We start from the raw sequence: 17,085 nt of genomic DNA on the forward strand, positions 1-17,085 counted from the left end.
ATGCAGCACGTCCCGCAAGGCCCGCTCACACAAGGCCGCCTGACGCTCGGCGTGGCCGGCGCCGGCGCCATGGGGCGCGGCATCGCCCAGGTGGCGGCGCAAGCCGGCATCGACGTGTACCTGTACGACGTGCAGGACGGCGCAGCAGCCAAGGCCGTGGCCACCGTGCGCGGGCAGCTGGCCACGCTGGCCGGCAAAGGCAAGCTCACCGCCGAAGCGGCCGATGCCGCCGGCGCGAAGCTGCACGCGGCGCCATCGCTGCAGGCGCTGGCCGATTGCGGCATCGTCATCGAAGCCATCGTTGAACAGCTGGAATCCAAGCGTGCGCTGTTCGACGCGCTGGAAGGCATCGTACGCCCCGGCTGCGTGCTGGCCACCAATACATCTTCCCTGTCAGTGACCGCCATTGCCGCAGGCGCGCGCCTGCCGGACCGCATCGCGGGCTGCCACTTTTTCAATCCCGTGCCGCTGATGAAGGTGGTGGAGGTGATCTCCGGCGCGCTCACCGGCGCCGAGGCAACGCAGGCACTGACCGCCTTCGTGCGGCGCCTCGGCCACACGCCGGTGCAGGCCAGCGACACGCCCGGCTTCATCGTCAACCACGCGGGGCGCGGCTACCTCACCGAAGCGCTCAGGATCGTACAGGAGCGTGTCGCCAGCTTCGAGCAGGTGGACACAGTGCTGCGCGGCGCCGCCGGCTTCCGCCTCGGCCCCTTCCAGCTGCTGGACCTGACCGGGCTCGATGTCTCCCATCCGGTGATGGAATCGATCTACCGCCAGTATTATCAGGAGCCGCGCTACCGTCCCAGCCCCATCACCGCGCAGCGCCTGGCCGCAGGGCTGCTGGGTAAAAAGACCGGGCAAGGTTTCTACCGCTACGACGGAGACAGCACGGCCCCGCAGGCCGCCGCCCCTGCCGCCGCCAACGCTGGCGCGCCCATCTCCTCGCCCCAGCCCTGGACCGGGCCAATCTGGATCGACACAACCGATGCCGATACCCACGCCAGCCTGGCAAGCCTGCTGCGCGGCCTCGGCGCCTTCATCGACATCTCCGCCCGCCCCTCAGCCAGCGCCTTGTGCCTGGTGGCGCCTTGGGGTGAAGACACCAGCGCCAGCATCGCACGGCTGGAACTCGACGCCGGCCGGACCTTGGGCATCGACCCGCTCTGCGCGACAGGAACGGACGGCGCCGTCCCCGTGCACGCAACGCTGATGCTCAGTCCCGCCACCGATACCGGCCTCGCCGGGCGCCTGCTCGCGCTGTTCGAGCAAGGCGGCCACCCGGCGACGCTGATCAACGACAGCGCAGGCTTCATCGTCCAGCGCGTACTCGCCACCATCATCAACATCGGCTGCGACATCGTCCAGCAAGGCATCTGCACGCCGGCCGACCTGGACAGCGCCGTCACCCTGGGCCTGGGCTACCCGCGCGGCCCGCTCGCCTGGGGCGACCATCTCGGCCCGCAGCGCGTGCTGGCCATCCTGCGCAAGCTGCAGCAGCTGAGCGGCGACCCGCGCTACCGCCCCAGCCCCTGGCTGGTGCGCCGCGCGCAGCTCGGCCTGTCCCTGCTGCACACCAACGGCGCCAGAGAGCAGCAGGCCGAGCAAGGGCAGCAGCATGCGTAATCCCGTGGACAACCTCAGACAGGACGCCGCCGCCCTCTACCAGGGATACAGCGCGGCAGAGCTGGACCGCCAGTACAACGCCCGCGCCACGGTGCCGGACGCCACCATCTACCTGCGCGCCTACGCCGAACAGAGTGCCGCCATGCGCGCCGTGCTACCTTGCCGCTGCGGCGTGGCTTATGGCGAGCACGAAGACGAACAGCTCGACATTTTCCCTGCACCCAAACCCGACAGCCCGGTGCTGGTGTACATCCACGGCGGCTACTGGCGCGCCCTGTCCAAGGACGACTCCAGCTTCATGGCCGCCACCTTCACGGCGGCCGGCGCCACCGTGGTCGCGGTCAACTACTCGCTGGCGCCCGGCGTCACGCTGGACCGCATCGTCGAGCAGAACCGCCGCGCACTGGCATGGGTGCACCGCCACATCGCCCAATACAACGGCGACGCGGCGCGGATCTACCTATGCGGAAGTTCGGCCGGCGGCCACCTGGTCGGCATGCTGCTGGCGCCCGGCTGGCAAAAGGCGCATGGCCTGCCCGAGTACGCCGCCGCAGGCGCCTGCCCGATCAGCGGCCTGATGGACCTCGCGCCCATCCCCGCCACGCATATCAATGAATGGGCCAAACTGGACGCCGCAGCCGCGCGCCGCCTGAGCCCCATCCACCACCTGCCCGAACAAGGCGGCCCGCTGCTGGCTGTCGTCGGCGCCACCGAGACTGCGGAATTCCGCCGCCAGAGCCGCAGCTACGCCGACGCCTGGCGCGCCAAAGGCCTGCAGGCCGACTACCTGGAGATCGCCAGCACCAACCATTTCGACGTGGTGCTGGAGCTGGCCAAAGCCGACAGCCTGCTCACGCGCGCACTGCTGCGCATGATGGGCATGGGCGGCTGATTCAACGCCCGGCCAAGTGCGGGTAGGCCGGGCAGCCGGCGATCTCTTCGAGAAAGCCTTCGGCCGTGTAACGCGGGATCTTGTCGAATTCCCTGAGCACGCGCGCGCGGAATTCTTCGTGCTCATGCCAGCGCTCGGCGGGCATGCCAAAATAGTTGACGGGCGAGACCGACACGCTCAAACCCGGCCAGTGCTTCTGCAGCGTCATCAGGTAGCGCCGGGTCGCGCATACTTTTCCGATGACGAGCACACTGCGAACTGCAGCGATGTCCATCACCTCCGCCACCCTGGCCCGGCCGAAGCGCACGTTCTCGCCGGTGTTCATCGCCGCCGTCTCCAGTATAAGGGCCGATCCCGGCATGCCAAGCGCCACCAGCCGCTCGGCAATCATATCGGCCTCGGCCTCCGGCGAGAATCCCGTCCGCCCGCCCGATACCAGCAGGCGGCGGAACATGCCGGCCTGCCACAGGCTATGCGCCACCTCGCAAAACTCGCGCACGCCGTGACGGGTACCAAACAGAAATCCGAGGTCCGAAACACGTGCCGGAAATGACGGCATGATGTATTCGGCAATGCGCTGCAAATCGTCGTGTGACATGCGCGTTGAAGTTACAGCTTTTTGGTCATGAAAATGCGGCTGATACCGTCCGTTGCGGAGTCTATCTCGCCAAACGCTACCCACCCATTCTTTTGGTAGAACCCGGGGGCCTGGAAGCTGATGGTGTAAAGCACGGCGGAACGGCAACCGCGTTCGCGCGCTTCTTCCTCGAACGCCTTCAGGACTTTCGTTCCCAAGCCCGAGCCGCGCAGACAATCCGGAAGGTGGAACAGGTCCAGAAACGCCAGCCCCAGCGAAGTCCTGCCGACAATGCCGCCGACCACTTCGTCGCTGTCGGGGTCTCGCACCATCACGCACAACGGGCGGCGATCATTCAGGCCCGCAGCCTGCTGATTGAACTCATCCAGCCCTTTGCCGAGGATCTCCTCAAATTGAGGCTCCGCGCTATCGGTGACAAGAATAATGCTCTGTTTCAAAGTACTTCCTTTTTGTTCCGAGCTCGCAGGCCGCCGATGTTCGATCACGAGACACCGACACGGTCACGCTTCGGGGTTTCAGGGCGCATCGCTAGTCCAGATCCAGATGCCGGAATAGGTATATGGAATTGCAATGATTGTCGAAGGATAACACCGCGAGACCGCCTCGAACTGCACGCATTTCCACTAAATCTGCACTCGCCGCGTTAGGCCACGCGGCGATTGTCCCACTGACGGTCCAATGAAACCCATTTACCCAGCTTAATCAAACAATTTGGGACTGTTAAAGTACATCCATCGCAGCACACAACCCAACACGAAGGAAACCACACCATGAACATCCTGCAAATCAACTCCAGCGCCCGCAGCACCGGTTCCGAATCAACCCGTCTGGCCGACTCCATCGTCGCCAAGCTGACCGCCGCCAATCCAGCCGCCTCGGTCGAGCGCCGCGACCTGGCAAGCAACCCGCACCCTGTGATCGACGAGCCCACCCTGCAAGCCCTGTTCACCCCGGCCGACCAGCGTACCCCGGAGCAAGCGGCCCGCGTGGCGCTGGACGATGCCCTGATCGCCCAGGTGCAGGCAGCGGACGTGATCGTGATCGGCGCGCCGATGTACAACTTTGGCATCACCGTGCAGCTGAAATCGTGGTTCGACGCTATCGCCCGTGCCGGCGTGACCTTCAAGTACGGCCCAACCGGCCCGGTCGGCCTGCTGAACGGCAAGAAAGTCTACGTGGCCCTGTCGCGCGGCGGCCTGCACCGCGACGCGCCGAGCGACACGCAACTGCCGCACGTGAAAGCGTTCCTGAGCTTCGTGGGCCTGACCGACGTGCAGTTCGTCTACTCGGAAGGCCTGGGGATGGGTCCGGACGCCGTCGCCAAGGCACAAGCCGAAGCGGACGCGCAAGTCGACGCGGTCCTGGCATAAAAGCGGTACCGGCGGCGCCCATCAACTAAAGGAGTATGGCAATGACACAAGTAACCAAGGAAAGCGTGCAGCAATCGCGCGGCGTGGAGCGCATCATCAACGGCCAGGCCGTGATGGATGGCGCGGGCGTGAAGATCAACCGTGTCCTCACCCAGCCTTTGCAGCGCCGCCTCGACCCGTTTTTGATGCTGGATAACTTCGGCAGCGACTCGGCCAACGACTACATCGCCGGCTTCCCCGAGCACCCGCACCGCGGCTTCGAGACGGTCACGTACATGCTCACCGGCCGCATGCGCCACAAGGACAGCGCCGGCAACGAAGGCTTGCTGACCAACGGCGGCGTGCAATGGATGACGGCCGGGCGCGGCGTGATCCACTCCGAGATGCCGGAGCAAGAGGAAGGCCGCATGGAAGGCTTCCAGCTGTGGCTGAACCTGCCCGCCAGGGACAAGATGCGCGACCCGTGGTACCGCGACTTCAACGCCGGCGAAGTGCCGTCGTTCAGCACGGATGGGGCGCAAGTGCGGGTGATCGCCGGCAGCAGCCACGGCGTGGCCGGTGCGGTGCAGCGTGAAGTGACCGAACCGATCTACATCGACGTGGAACTGAAGGCGGGCGCCAGCTTCAGCCAGCAGATCCCGGCCGGGCACAACGCGTTCGTGTTCACCTATCGCGGCGGCGTGCACATCGGCGGCAAGCCGGTGGCCAGTGGCCGCATGGCGATCCTGGAAAACGTCGCCGGCGCCGACGGCGTGACGGTGCAGGCGGCCGAAGACAGCCGCTTCATCCTGATTGCGGGCAAGCCGCTGAACGAGCCGATCGCCCAGTACGGTCCGTTCGTGATGAATACCCAGGCCGAGCTGATGCAGGCGGTGGAAGACTTCCGCGCCGGCAAGCTGGGCGAGGAAGCGCACGCTTAGCAACCATCAAACCAGCCGCTGGGGGAGCAAGACCCCCAGGGCTGTTCCCATTTTCCGCTAAAATGCCGCCATGACATCCCCACTCATCGGTTGGCTCAAACATCTGAGCCGTATTTGCGGCTTCGACACCGCCGACTCCTTCCCACCCGGGCATGCGCACGCGCGCACGCGCTGGAACGCCGCGTATTTCGACATTGCCTCGGACGTGAAGGCGGACGAAATGGAGCGCCGCATCTGCGAGGCCATCGGCAACACACCGCTGGTATTCATGCACATCACCGCGCCCACACCCGGCATGCAGCGGGCGCTGCTGGGCGTGATCGAATCGCGGCTGCGGCACAACCATGGCAAGGAAGCGGCGCAACTGGCCGCCCTGCTGATCAAGGCCTACCAAAGTCCCCACACGATGGAAGCGCTGCCCGGCCTGCGCCGCGCCATCGACAGCACCCGCGACGACGAAGCCCCCGCCCGCGTACGCAGCCTGCTCGAATTCCTCAACAGCATGCAATCGCCCTACGACGTCATCGAAATGCGGCAATAGCCCCGCCAGCCTGAGCCGCATTTTCCCCACTTCGGGGTCAGACCCCGAGGTTGGTGCAGAGTCTGCCAGGCACCAGATCAGTGCCGCACCACGGGCAAAACCGGCGGAGGATCGATTCGCAACATGGTCTCCGCGTCCGCAAATTCCTACTCTTTAAGCCATTTCTGACAAGCGACCTGAGCCGCATTTCGCGGAGTCGGGGTCTGACCCCGATGTGGGGGCATGCGGCTCAGCTCGTTTGACGGGGAAGTAGCGGTCGCGCAATTTCATGAACGGGGTTTCGATGGCGGCGTAGAGTAGCCAGCCGGCAGGCAGGCTGATCGCTGTCATGATGCCGATCCCGCTCCAGCTGGCGACGCTGATGCCGTGCTGGGCTAGCTCGGGCTTGAGTAGCAGGAATAGCTGCTTGTGCGTGAGGTAGATGGCGTAGGACCATAGCGCCAGCTTGCCGAAGCCAGGTATCGGCGTCTTTTCCAGCAGCGAGCCGGGACTGAGCGCGGCGATCAGCAGCAGTGTGACGCCCAGCGCCAGCAGCGGGTAGCCGAATACGGTCATGCCGTAGCCGTAATGGTCTTCCGCGAACAGGTACAGCGCCGTGCCGCCCACCGCCATGCCGGCCGCCAGCGCCCAGTTGCCGTGCGCGGTGAGCTTGCTCCATGCGCCGGCGTGGTGGTTTTTCAGCAGCGCCAGCGCCACGCCGGCCACCAGCTCGTCGAAGCGGCATAGCGAGGAGTAATAGATCACGTTGTAGTACGGGAAGCCGCCGTCGCTGTTGCCCACCTGGGTCTGCCACAGGTAGCTGCGGATGGCCATGCCGCCCAACAAGCTGGCGGCGACCGCCACCCAGGCCCACGCCAGCGAGCGCCGCATGGCGGCGATCAGCAGCGCGATGGCCGGCAGCAGCACGTAGAACTGTTCTTCCACGCACAGCGACCAGGCGTGCGAGAACGCGGTGCCGGGGGTGAGATTGAAATTTTGCGTGAAGGTGAGGAATTGCCACAGCGGCGGCAGCGTCAGCCCGGCGCGGAACCAGGGCCAGAAGGCGTACAGGGCGAGCACCGCGTAGAACGCGGGCAAGGTGCGCAAAAAGCGCCGGATGTAGAACGTGCGCAGCGAAAAACCGCCTTCGCTGCGCATGGCGCTGAAGATCTGGTTGCCGATCAGGTAGCCGGACAGCCCGAAAAACAGGTCGACGCCGGTCCATCCAATCTCTCCCCAGAAGCCGAACGGCGCGCGGTTGCTGACGAACAGGACGTAATGGTTCATGAACACGAGCACGATCGCTAATGCGCGCAGCGTGTCTAAACCATGAATTCGGGTTATGGATTTCATATGCTATTTTAAGGGCGAACGGCTGAATCCCCGCTAGAATAACGGCCATTCATCAGTTTCGGGGAACCAGCATGACTGTAGCAAGCGATCTGCATTTTAAATCCGTCAACTATACCGGCCAGGGCAAGGGCCCGCGCGTAATTATCACCGGCGCCGTGCACGGCAACGAGACCTGTGGGACCAAGGGCATCTCCCGCGTGATGGAGGAGATCGACAGCGGCAAGCTGCGCATCCTGAACGGCATGGTAACGTTCGTGCCCATCGTCAATCCGCTGGCGTACGCCAAGGGCGAGCGCTCGGGCGACCGCAACCTGAACCGCAACCTGTTCCCCAACGAAAACCCGCAGGATTTCGAGGACCGCATCGCCAACTGGCTGTGCCCGCTGCTCGGCCAGCACGAGGTGCTGCTGGATTTGCATTCGTTTAACGCGCAGAGCCAGCCTTTCGTGATGGTCGGCCCGCGCAACAACGATGGCAAGCTGCAGCCGTTCCAGCACGAGGAGAAGGAACGCGCGCTGGCGCGCCGCCTGGGCGTGAAGCGTTTTGTCGATGGCTGGATGGCGACTTACGGCGCCGGCGTGCAGCGCCGCCTGCGCGATGATTCGCAGCTGGAGACCGTGCTGCGCTATGGCGTGGGCACCACCGAGTACATGCGCTCCACTGGCGGCTACGCGCTGACGCTGGAGTGCGGCCAGCACGCCGATCCGCAGGCGCCGGAAGTGGCGTACCGCGCCATCATGAACACGCTCGCCTTCCTGGGCTTGATCGATGCGCCGCAGCCGGTGCCGCTGGCGCCGGAGGATAGCGAGTACCTGAGCATGGTGGAAGTGCATGACAAGCAGGATGCGGCCGACAAGTTCAGCCGCGTGTGGTCGAGCTTTGACCGCGTGGCCAAGGGCGATGAGATCGGCCGCCGCGCGGACGGCACGCCGGTGCTGGCGTCCGAGGACGCTATCGTGCTGTTCCCGGACACCAACGCCCGCGCAAACGCCGAGTGGTACTACCTGGCGAAGGCGAATCCGGCAGGCTTCTGAGGCAGGCTAGGCGTTCAGTTTTCCTGAATAATTCCTTCCGAGTCCGTGCGTTGATTCGGATATTGATGGCTTCTATACTGGGTTTCATTCACCCCTCCACAGGAAACCATCATGTCCGATCAAACTGCCTTCATCGTCCGCCTGACCGCCAAACCCGAAGTGCGCGAGCGTTTTCGCGCCGAACTGTTCAATGTCGTGAACCGCATGGCGCAGGAGCCTGACTTCATCAACACCTGGGTGCATGAGGATGCCAACGACCGCAACACCTTTGTGCTGTACGAAACCTGGGGCTGCAGCCGCGACTTCTTCCTCGGCACCCACCTGGCCAAGGACTACCGTGTGCAGTACGAGGCCTTGCTGCCCGAGCTGCTGGCGAAGGAGCGCACCATCGATTTCCTCGATATCGTCGCTTCGTATCCGGGCCGCAGCGCTTAGTGCGCCAGTTTCAGGCCCAGAATGCCGCAGGTAATCATGGAGATGCAGACCAGCCGCAGCACGCCGGCTGGTTCGCCCAGCACCAGGATGCCGAACAGCGCCGTGCCCACGGTGCCGATGCCGGTCCACACGGCGTAAGCCGTACCCAGCGGCAAATCGCGCAGCGCCAGGCCCAGCAGCGCCATGCTGCCGCCCATGGACAGCAGGGTCAGCACCGACGGTACCAGCTTGCTGAAGCCTTCCGTGTATTTCAGGCCGACCGCCCAGCCTATCTCCAGCAGTCCGGCAACAAACAGGAACATCCACGCCATTTTCTCTCCTTATCGGGCCAGCGCGCAGTATATCATTGCAACATTTCCATCATGAAAAGGACGCCCGATGATATTCATTGCACAAGTCGTCACCGGCCTGGTGCTGTTGATCCACGTCTATATTGTGCTGCTGGAGACGGTGCTGTTCCGCACGCGCGGCCGCCGCGTATTCGGCCTGAGCGCCGAAAAGGCGGAGATCGTGCAGCCGGCCATGTCCAACCAGGGCTGTTACAACGGTTTCCTGGTGGCCGCATTGGCGGTGGGATTTTTGCACCCGGACCCGGCCACGGCGCGCGCTTTCACCGTGTTCGGCCTGTGCTGCGTGGCGGTGGCGGGTGTGTGGGGCGCGGCCACGGTAGCGCGCCGCATCCTGTTCGTGCAGACGGTGCCGGCGGGGATCGCCCTGCTGCTGCTCCAGCTGGCCTGACCTTCTTTGAGTTGCCGACGTGCCGCCAGCACGTTTTTTCTTTATATCGTATAATACCGATATACGCATCGGATTTTATAGATGCGAGTATCGCTAAAGCCCAATATGGACATTGACATCGACGCAATCCACAAGGCGCTGGCCAATCCGGTCCGGCGCCAGATCCTGGCCTGGCTCAAGGAGCCGGAAGCCTATTTCGCCGACCAGGCCCACCCGCTGACCTTCGGTGTCTGCGCGGGCCTGATCGACCAGCGCACCGGCCTGTCGCAATCGACCGTGTCGGCCCACCTGGCGACCTTGCAAAAAGCAGGCCTGGTGACGGTGCAGCGGGTGGGACAGTGGAATTTCTTCAAACGCAACGACGACGTGATCCAGGGCTTTATCGACCATATGAACCAGGGCCTGTAATCAATGACCGGCCCGGCAACTCAAGGAAGATAACCATGGCTAACCTGTTTGACCCTATCAAGATCGGCGACCTGACCCTGAACAACCGCGTCATCATGGCGCCGCTGACGCGCGCCCGCGCCGTGGGCGGCGGCCGGGTGCCGAACGCGCTGATGGCGGAATACTACGTGCAGCGCGCCTCCGCCGGCCTGATCCTGAGCGAAGCGACCGCCGTCACGCCGCAGGGGGTGGGCTACGCGGACACGCCGGGGATCTGGTCCGATGAACAGGTTGCGGGCTGGAAAGTGGTCACCGACGCGATGCACGCGGCCGGCGGCAAGATCTTCCTGCAGCTGTGGCACGTGGGCCGCATTTCGGACCCGAGCTTCCTGAACGGCGACGCGCCGGTGGCGCCAAGCGCCATCGCGGCCAAGGGCCATGTCAGCCTGCTGCGCCCGCAGCGCGAGTATCCGGTGCCGCGCGCGCTGGACCTGGAAGAAATCCCGGGCATCGTGGCCGCCTACCGCAAGGGTGCGGAAAACGCCAAGCTGGCCGGTTTTGACGGCGTGGAGATCCACGGCGCCAACGGCTACCTGCTGGACCAGTTCCTGCAGGACGGTACCAACAAGCGCACCGACGCCTACGGCGGCCCGATCGAGAACCGCGCCCGCCTGATGCTGGAAGTGACCGACGCCGTGGTCGAGGTGTGGGGTGCGGGCCGTGTCGGCATGCACCTGGCGCCACGCGGCGACGCCCACGATATGAGCGATTCCAACCCGGCCGAGACCTTCGGCTATGTGGCGCGCGAGCTGGGCAAGCGCGGCATCGCTTTCATCTGCGCGCGCGAAGCGGTGGGCGAGGATAGCCTGGGGCCGCTGCTGAAGAAAGCATTCGGCGGCATTTACATCGCCAATGAGAAGATGGACAAGGCTACGGCCAACGCCATCCTGGCGGCGGGCACCGCCGATGCGGTGGCCTGGGGCAAGGACTTCATCGCCAACCCCGACCTGCCCGCGCGCCTGCGGCAGGACGCGGCGCTGAATCCGCAGCGTCCGGAAACCTTCTACCATTCGACGGCGGAAGGTTACACGGACTACCCTGCCCTGGCGTAAGCCATCGGCGGTTCCGGCGGGTTGCGCGGCTGCGCCGCTAACCCGCCCTACGGCATCTACCGGCGCCGTAAGGCGCCGGCCTTATCTAGCCCACCAGCTTGGCGTCAACCGAATACCGTCCAGCGCCGGCCAGCGCGATGGTGCCGAACACGATCACCAGCAGCCAGCCGAACTGCCCTTCTGCAATGCTCCAGTCCGGGTGCACCAGCACCATGGACACGGCCAGCAGGAACACCACCGGCAATGCCGCCAGGCGGGTAAACAGCCCCAGCGCGATCAGCACCGGACACACCACCTCGGCAAACAGCGCGCACCACAGGGTGAGCGCGCGCCCCATGCCTAGCGGATCGTCGATGTGCGCCAGCTCTTGCTGGTAGTGCACGATCTTGGGCACGCCGTGCACGTGCAGCAGCAGGGCCGCCCCCGCGATGCGGGCAAACAGCAGCCCCGCATCGGGCATGAAGGGGCCAATCAGTCTACGCAGCAGCGCCGTCTTTTGCGCCGTCATTTGTTCTGGTACCCGCCGTAGTATTTGACCGGGCTCCAGTCAGGCGAAACGTCCGGCACCGGCTGCGCGTACTGGCCGAATTCCTTGCCCGCATACACCACCTTGCCGTTGACCACGGTGAGCGCGCTTTCCAGGTTCTTGATCTGCTCTACCGGCATGCTGAAGTAGTCCTGCGGCAAAATCACCAGGTCGGCGTACTGGCCCTTGGCAAGCGTGCCCTTGACCTTTTCTTCGCCGCTCATCCAGGCGCTGCCGCTGGTCATCAGCTTGAGTGCTTCGTAGCGGCTCAGGATGTCCTTCGGCTGCCACAGGCTCAGGCCGCCGGCGGTCTTGCCCGTCACCGCCCAGTACACCGACGGCCACGGGCCGTAGCTGCTCACGCGGGTGCCGTCCGTGCCCAGGCCGACCGGCACTTTCATCTCCAGCATCTTGCGGATCGGCGGCATCTGGCGGGTTTGGGCGCCGTATTGCTTCCAGTAGTGCTCGCCCTGGAAGTACATGCGGTCCTGCACGGCGATGCCGCCGCCCAGCGCTTTCACCCGCGCCAGCTGCGCGTCGCTGATGGTTTCAGCGTGGTCGAAGAACCAGCGCAGGCCTTTCAGCGGCATTTCTTTGTTCACTTTCTCGATCACCGCCAGGTCGCGGTCGATCGATTCGCCGTAGGTGGCGTGGATGCGGAACGGCCAGCGGTTCTTCACCAGCAGGCGCAGCACGGCTTCCAGTTCGCCTTCCATGTGCTCCGGCATGTCGGGACGCGGTTCGAGGAAGTTCTCGAAGTCGGCCGCGCTCCAGACCAGGTTTTCGCCTGCGCCTTCGGTGGTGTAGCCGTTGGCATAGAACATGTGCTGGTTGCTGTCCGGCTTGGTCAGCGTGAGCCAGCGCTGGTAGTCTTCCAGTTCCTTGCCCGGCTTTTGCGCGAACAGGTAGTAGGAGGTGCGCACGGTCAGCTTGCCGTCCTTGGCAAGCTCGACGGTCACGCCGTAGTCGTCCGGGAAGTTCTGGCCGCCGCCGCCAGCGTCGATCGCGCTGGTCACGCCCAGGCGGTTCAGCTCGCGGTAGTAGTGCAGCGTGGAGTTGATCTGCTGGTCGCGCGGCAGCACGTTGGTCTTGGCCAGCGTGGTGTACAGGATCAGCGCGTTCGGCTTGGCGATCAGCTTGCCGGTCGGCTTGCCTTGCGCGTCCAGCTCCACCACGCCGTCCTTGAACTTGGTGTCCTTGTTGTAGCCCAGGGTCTCGATACCCTTCTGGTTCAGGAAGCCCAGGCCGTACAGGTACAGCAGGAAGACCGGTTTGTCCGGCACGGCGGCGTTGATTTCCTCCAGCGTCGGCAAGCGCTTTTCCTCGAACTGGAATTCGTTCCAGCCGCCCACCACCTTGATCCAGGCGCCGTCCGGCGTGCGCGCGGCCTGCTCCTTCAGCATTTCCATCGCTTTTTTCAGCGAGGTCACGCCGTCCCAGCGCAGCTCGGCGTTATAGTTCAGGCCTTCGCGGATGACGTGCAGGTGCGAGTCGTTCAGGCCGGGAATGACGGTGCGTCCGCCGGCGTCGATCACTTGCGTGTTGGCTTTTTTGAGCTTGAGGATCTGGGCATTGCTGCCGACGGCTTCGATTTTGCCGTCTTTCATCGCCACGGCCTGGGCAAAACTGCCCTCCTTGACCATGGTGGCCACTTTGCCGTTGGTGATGATAAGGTCGGCCGCGAAGGCCGGCGTGAGGAACGCCGCGGACAATGCCGCAGGCAGCACCAGCCTGGTGAATACCGGATTCATGTTGTAGTCCTTGTTTTTTCTAGGGCACATCAAAAATGGCGGCCGGCCGGCACTGCTTTACTGCTTACTTCAAATACTTATTCCTTGATCGCTTCGATGGCGAAGGTCAGGGTTACTTCATCGCCCACGTGCGGGGCGTATTTGCCGGCGTTGAAGTCGGACCGCAGGATCTTGGCGACGGCGTTGGCGCCGCAGGCGTCCTTCTTCAGCATCGGATGCGGCATGCACTGGAACGAGGTCACGGTCAGGGTCACCGGCTTGGTGATGCCTTTGATGGTCAGGTTGCCGTCCACCGAAGCCACTTTGTCGCCGGCGAAGTTCACCTTGGTCGATTTGTAGGTGATGGCCGGGAACTTGGCGGTGTCCAGGAAGTCCGCACCCTGGATGTGGGTGTTAAACAGCGGGAAGCCGGTGTTGACCGACTTGGTGTCGATGGTCACGTCCACCGAGCCGGTTTTCGCCGCTTTGTCGATCACGATCTTGCCTTCGGTCTTATCGAAACGGCTGACCTGGTTGGAATAGCCGAAGTGCGAGTACTCGAAGCGCGGCGCGGTGTGGGCGGCGTCCAGAACGTAGGTTTCCGGTGCAGCATTGGCAGCCATGGACACGCCAGCGGCGATCAGCAGAGCAACGATTTTTTTCATAGTAAGACTCCAGTCGGTAATGATTATCGGAACGGGCTGGTTGCCCGTGATCTTTGTGATTGAAGGCGATTATGCGCTGGCACAAATCGATTGTAAAACGGAAAATATACCGGTTTATTATCGAAAAAATCGATCATAGTCGCGTAGACTGAAGCAATCATGTGCGCAGTGTACAGATGGGCGCACGCAGCGCCCATCTGCCAAAGGTAGCATCTTTAACTCAGGCTTGTGCGCGCAGTACGTGCGAGAGAATGCGCTGCTCGAACGCGGCAAAGGCGGCGGCGGCACCGCCGTCGTGTCCAGCGGTGCGCACGGCGGCGCGGGGACGGGGGAGATCGATCGCCAGGTCCAGCGCAATGGCGCCATCCTCGATCAGCAGCACGCGGTCGGCCAGGGCCACGGCTTCGCTCACGTCATGCGTCACCAGCACGGCGGTGAAGCCGCGCGCCAGCCACAGGGATTCGATCAGCTGCTGCATTTCAATGCGGGTCAGCGCGTCCAGCGCGCCCAGCGGTTCGTCCAGCAGCAGTACTTGCGGCTGGTGCACCAGCGCGCGCGCCAGCGCCACGCGCTGCTTCTGCCCGCCGGACAAGGCCGACGGCCAGTCGTCGGCGCGCTCGCCCAGGCCGACCGTGGACAGCGCGGCGGCAGCGGCGTTCAGCGCGTGCGGCAGGCCGAGCGCCACGTTTTCCACCACGGTTTTCCAGGGCAGCAGGCGCGCTTCCTGGAACATGATGCGCAGCTGCGCCGAACGCAGGCCGGCGCTGTCGTCCTCGGCCCGGTTGCCGGCGGCGCCGAAGCCGATATCGCCGCTGTCGGGACGCTCCAGGCCCGCCAGCGCGCGCAGCAAGGTGCTCTTGCCACAGCCGCTGCGGCCGACAATGGCGACGAACTCCCCCGCCTGCAGTTGCAGGTCCACGCCGCGCAGCACCTCCCGCGCGCCGTAAGACTTCCTCAGCGCCGAGATGCCGACGGCGACGCCCGTGCGTCCGGGTGCGCCGCGCGCCGCCGGACGCCGTAGCTGCCGCGGCTGCGGCCGGACCTCGTCCGGCAAGGCGCGTTCCTGCGCATCGGCCAGCAGGTCGGATTCAAAGTAAGTGGGTGCGGGCAGCATGGCGCTCCTTGTCAACGGTAGGCGGGATTCCAGCGCAGGAAGTGCTTCTCCATGGCGCGCGAGGCCAGGTCGGCGAGCTTGCCGAGCAAGGCGTACAGCAATATGCCGACCAGCACCACGTCCGTTTGCAGGAATTCGCGCGCGTTCATGGTCATGTAGCCGATGCCGGCTTGCGCCGAAATGGTCTCGGCCACGATCAGCAGCACCCACACCAGGCCAAGCGAGAAACGCACGCCCACCAGTATCGAAGGCAACGCGCCGGGCAGGATCACGTCGCGGTACAGCGCCCAGCCGCCCACGCCATAGCTGCGCGCCATCTCGATCAGCGCCGGGTCGGTGGAGCGGATTCCGTGAAAGGTATTCAGGTAGACCGGGAAGAACACGCCCACCGCCAGCAGGAACAGTTTGGCCGTCTCGTCGATCCCGAACCACAGGATCACCAGCGGTATCAGCGCCAGCGCGGGGATGTTGCGTATCATCTGCAGCGTGGTGTCGAGCAGCGTTTCGGCCCGGCGGAAGCTGCCGGTCAGCAGTCCCAGCGCCAGCCCGGCCCCGGCGCCAATCGCAAAGCCGGTGCCGGCGCGCCACAGGCTGGTGTGCAGGTGCGTCCACAACTCACCGGAGACCGCCAGCGTCCAGAAGGCCTGCGCCACCGACCACGGCTCCGGCAGCACACGGCTGGACAGCCAGCCCATGCGGGCCGACACTTCCCATGACAGCAGCAGCCCCACCGGCAGCAGCCAAGGCGCGAGTGCGGGCACCCGCCGCGCGGCCGCAGGGCCACTCCCCTTCAGCGCGCCGCGCGCCAGCGCCAGAAAGGCCGCCAGCCAGCCCGCTGCAGCCGGGCGCCCGCTGGCCGGCACGGCGTCGCAGGATGAGCAAGTGTCGGCGCGCTCCCCGGTGTGCGCCATGTCAGGCCGCCTTCTTCGGCAGGATATTGCTGGCCATGATTTCGCCGAACGGTCCGCTCAGCGACTGCTCGGTGGCGGCCTTGCCCTTGCCCAGCAGCGGAAACACCAGCTCCGCGAAGCGGTACGATTCTTCCAGGTGCGGATAGCCGGAGAAGATGAAGGTATCGATGCCCAGGTCCGCGTATTCCTGGATGCGGGCATGCACCGTCTCGGCGTCGCCCACCAGCGCGGTGCCCGCGCCGCCGCGCACCAGGCCCACGCCGGCCCACAGGTTGGGCGACACTTCCAGCTTGTCGCGCCGGCCGCCATGCAGCTCGGCCATGCGGCGCTGGCCTACCGAGTCCATCTTGCTGAACGCCGCCTGCGCCTTGGCGATTACCTCATCGTCCAGATGGCTGATCAACTCCTCGGCCGCGCGCCACGCCGCCTCATTGGTCTCGCGCACGATCACGTGCAGGCGGATGCCGAAACGCACCGTGCGGCCGTGCCTGGCGGCGCGTGCGCGGATATCGGCTATCTTATCGGCCACGGCGGCGGGCGGCTCGCCCCACGTCAGGTACACATCCATCTGCTCCGCCGCCAGGTCGTGCGCCGGTTCGGACGAGCCGCCGAAGTACAGCGGCGGATACGGCTTCTGCACCGGCGGATACAGAGTGCGCGCGCCCCTCACCTGGATATGCTTGCCCTCGAAATCGTAACCCGCGTCGCCGCCCTCGCCCGCCAGCGAAGCGCGCCACACGCGGATGAACTCATCGGAGATCTCGTAGCGCTTGGCGTGGTCGGCGAACAGGCCGTCGGCCTCCAGCTCGCCCTGGTCACCACCGGTGACCACGTTGATCAGCAGGCGGCCATTCGACAGCCGGTCGAAAGTGGAGGCCATGCGCACCGCCAGGCCGGGCGTGGACAGGCCGGGACGCACCGCCACCAGGAACTTCAGCTCTTTAGTGACGTTGATCAGCGACGACGCCACCACCCACGCGTCCTCGCAGGAACGGCCGGTGGGTAGCAGCACACCGTCGTAGCCGAGCGTGTCGGCCGCCACGGCCACTTGCTGCAGATAGTCCGCATCGACCGCACGCGCGCCCTTGGACGTACCGAGGTAGCGGCTGTCGCCATGCGTGGGAATGAACCAGAGAATATTCAACGGCATTGCA

Annotated in this window: 20 protein-coding genes; 10 read left to right on the forward strand and 10 right to left on the reverse strand. The window is 64.9% G+C overall.

Features of this window, described 5'->3' with window-relative positions; all coding sequences use genetic code 11:
* Positions 1 to 1,626, forward strand: a complete 1,626-nt coding sequence (locus ASD15_RS11920) for a 3-hydroxyacyl-CoA dehydrogenase (RefSeq protein WP_057155209.1) — start codon at positions 1 to 3, stop codon at positions 1,624 to 1,626.
* Positions 1,619 to 2,518, forward strand: a complete 900-nt coding sequence (locus ASD15_RS11925; protein WP_057155114.1) for an alpha/beta hydrolase — start codon at positions 1,619 to 1,621, stop codon at positions 2,516 to 2,518. Before ASD15_RS11920 ends, ASD15_RS11925 begins: the two co-directional genes overlap by 8 nt.
* Before the next feature lies 1 nt (position 2,519).
* Here the strand turns inward: ASD15_RS11925 and ASD15_RS11930 are convergent, their stop codons facing one another.
* Both ASD15_RS11930 and ASD15_RS11935 read right to left on the reverse strand, forming a co-directional pair.
* Positions 2,520 to 3,116, reverse strand: coding sequence for a YdcF family protein (locus ASD15_RS11930; RefSeq protein ID WP_057155116.1), 597 nt, complete (start codon positions 3,114 to 3,116; stop codon positions 2,520 to 2,522).
* 11 nt (positions 3,117 to 3,127) lie between these two features.
* Complete coding sequence (locus ASD15_RS11935; protein WP_057155118.1) at positions 3,128 to 3,553, reverse strand: GNAT family N-acetyltransferase; 426 nt, start codon at positions 3,551 to 3,553, stop codon at positions 3,128 to 3,130.
* A 333-nt stretch (positions 3,554 to 3,886) separates the two neighbouring features.
* Here ASD15_RS11935 and ASD15_RS11940 point away from each other — a divergent pair, with 333 nt between their 5' ends.
* The 3 genes from ASD15_RS11940 (at position 3,887) to ASD15_RS11950 (ending at position 5,947) form a co-directional block, all read left to right on the forward strand.
* Entirely contained in the window at positions 3,887 to 4,486 is a 600-nt protein-coding gene (locus tag ASD15_RS11940) for an FMN-dependent NADH-azoreductase (protein ID WP_057155120.1), read from the forward strand.
* A gap of 41 nt (positions 4,487 to 4,527) precedes the next feature.
* A complete protein-coding gene (locus ASD15_RS11945; RefSeq protein ID WP_157200911.1) occupies positions 4,528 to 5,406 on the forward strand; it encodes a pirin family protein in 879 nt (292 codons plus the stop codon).
* A 70-nt stretch (positions 5,407 to 5,476) separates the two neighbouring features.
* Positions 5,477 to 5,947: a hypothetical protein gene (locus tag ASD15_RS11950; protein ID WP_057155125.1), complete on the forward strand. Its 471-nt coding sequence runs from the start codon at positions 5,477 to 5,479 to the stop codon at positions 5,945 to 5,947.
* 153 nt (positions 5,948 to 6,100) lie between these two features.
* Here ASD15_RS11950 and ASD15_RS11955 read toward each other — a convergent pair whose 3' ends face one another.
* Positions 6,101 to 7,279, reverse strand: a complete 1,179-nt coding sequence (locus tag ASD15_RS11955; RefSeq protein ID WP_057155126.1) for an acyltransferase — start codon at positions 7,277 to 7,279, stop codon at positions 6,101 to 6,103.
* A gap of 71 nt (positions 7,280 to 7,350) precedes the next feature.
* Here ASD15_RS11955 and ASD15_RS11960 point away from each other — a divergent pair, with 71 nt between their 5' ends.
* Positions 7,351 to 8,313: a succinylglutamate desuccinylase/aspartoacylase family protein gene (locus ASD15_RS11960; RefSeq protein WP_057155128.1), complete on the forward strand. Its 963-nt coding sequence runs from the start codon at positions 7,351 to 7,353 to the stop codon at positions 8,311 to 8,313.
* A 111-nt stretch (positions 8,314 to 8,424) separates the two neighbouring features.
* Complete coding sequence (locus tag ASD15_RS11965; protein WP_057155131.1) at positions 8,425 to 8,748, forward strand: putative quinol monooxygenase; 324 nt, start codon at positions 8,425 to 8,427, stop codon at positions 8,746 to 8,748.
* Here ASD15_RS11965 and sugE read toward each other — a convergent pair.
* On the reverse strand, positions 8,745 to 9,059 hold the full coding sequence (sugE, locus tag ASD15_RS11970; protein ID WP_057155133.1) for a quaternary ammonium compound efflux SMR transporter SugE: 315 nt from the start codon (positions 9,057 to 9,059) through the stop codon (positions 8,745 to 8,747). The genes ASD15_RS11965 and sugE overlap by 4 nt on opposite strands.
* A 67-nt stretch (positions 9,060 to 9,126) precedes the next feature.
* On the opposite strand from sugE, the gene ASD15_RS11975 reads away from it, so the two are divergent.
* The 3 genes from ASD15_RS11975 to ASD15_RS11985 all read left to right on the forward strand — a co-directional run bounded on the left by ASD15_RS11975 (position 9,127) and on the right by ASD15_RS11985 (position 10,985).
* Complete coding sequence (locus ASD15_RS11975) at positions 9,127 to 9,486, forward strand: DUF1304 domain-containing protein (protein WP_057155135.1); 360 nt, start codon at positions 9,127 to 9,129, stop codon at positions 9,484 to 9,486.
* 105 nt (positions 9,487 to 9,591) lie between these two features.
* Positions 9,592 to 9,894 (forward strand): helix-turn-helix transcriptional regulator, encoded by a 303-nt coding sequence (locus tag ASD15_RS11980; RefSeq protein WP_057155137.1) that lies wholly within the window; start codon positions 9,592 to 9,594, stop codon positions 9,892 to 9,894.
* 35 nt (positions 9,895 to 9,929) lie between these two features.
* Positions 9,930 to 10,985 (forward strand): alkene reductase, encoded by a 1,056-nt coding sequence (locus ASD15_RS11985; protein ID WP_057155138.1) that lies wholly within the window; start codon positions 9,930 to 9,932, stop codon positions 10,983 to 10,985.
* Positions 10,986 to 11,070: 85 nt separating this feature from the next.
* Here ASD15_RS11985 and ASD15_RS11990 read toward each other — a convergent pair whose 3' ends face one another.
* The 6 genes from ASD15_RS11990 to ssuD all read right to left on the reverse strand — a co-directional run bounded on the left by ASD15_RS11990 (position 11,071) and on the right by ssuD (position 17,075).
* Positions 11,071 to 11,493 carry a DoxX family protein gene (locus tag ASD15_RS11990; protein WP_057155139.1) on the reverse strand — a complete coding sequence of 141 codons (423 nt, stop codon included), beginning with the start codon at positions 11,491 to 11,493 and terminating at the stop codon, positions 11,071 to 11,073.
* Entirely contained in the window at positions 11,490 to 13,262 is a 1,773-nt protein-coding gene (locus tag ASD15_RS11995; protein ID WP_057155141.1) for an amidohydrolase, read from the reverse strand. The genes ASD15_RS11990 and ASD15_RS11995 overlap by 4 nt, the downstream gene beginning before the upstream one ends.
* Positions 13,263 to 13,339: 77 nt before the next feature.
* A complete protein-coding gene (locus tag ASD15_RS12000; protein WP_057155143.1) occupies positions 13,340 to 13,906 on the reverse strand; it encodes a YceI family protein in 567 nt (188 codons plus the stop codon).
* Between the two features lie 220 nt (positions 13,907 to 14,126).
* Positions 14,127 to 15,020: an ATP-binding cassette domain-containing protein gene (locus tag ASD15_RS12005; protein WP_057155145.1), complete on the reverse strand. Its 894-nt coding sequence runs from the start codon at positions 15,018 to 15,020 to the stop codon at positions 14,127 to 14,129.
* 11 nt (positions 15,021 to 15,031) lie between these two features.
* Positions 15,032 to 15,931 carry an aliphatic sulfonate ABC transporter permease SsuC gene (gene ssuC, locus ASD15_RS12010; RefSeq protein ID WP_082551780.1) on the reverse strand — a complete coding sequence of 300 codons (900 nt, stop codon included), beginning with the start codon at positions 15,929 to 15,931 and terminating at the stop codon, positions 15,032 to 15,034.
* A 1-nt stretch (position 15,932) separates the two neighbouring features.
* Positions 15,933 to 17,075: an FMNH2-dependent alkanesulfonate monooxygenase gene (ssuD, locus tag ASD15_RS12015; protein WP_200953961.1), complete on the reverse strand. Its 1,143-nt coding sequence runs from the start codon at positions 17,073 to 17,075 to the stop codon at positions 15,933 to 15,935.
* Positions 17,076 to 17,085 lie beyond the last annotated feature (10 nt).

The organism is Massilia sp. Root351, assembly GCF_001425045.1.
Lineage (GTDB): Bacteria > Pseudomonadota > Gammaproteobacteria > Burkholderiales > Burkholderiaceae_D > Rugamonas.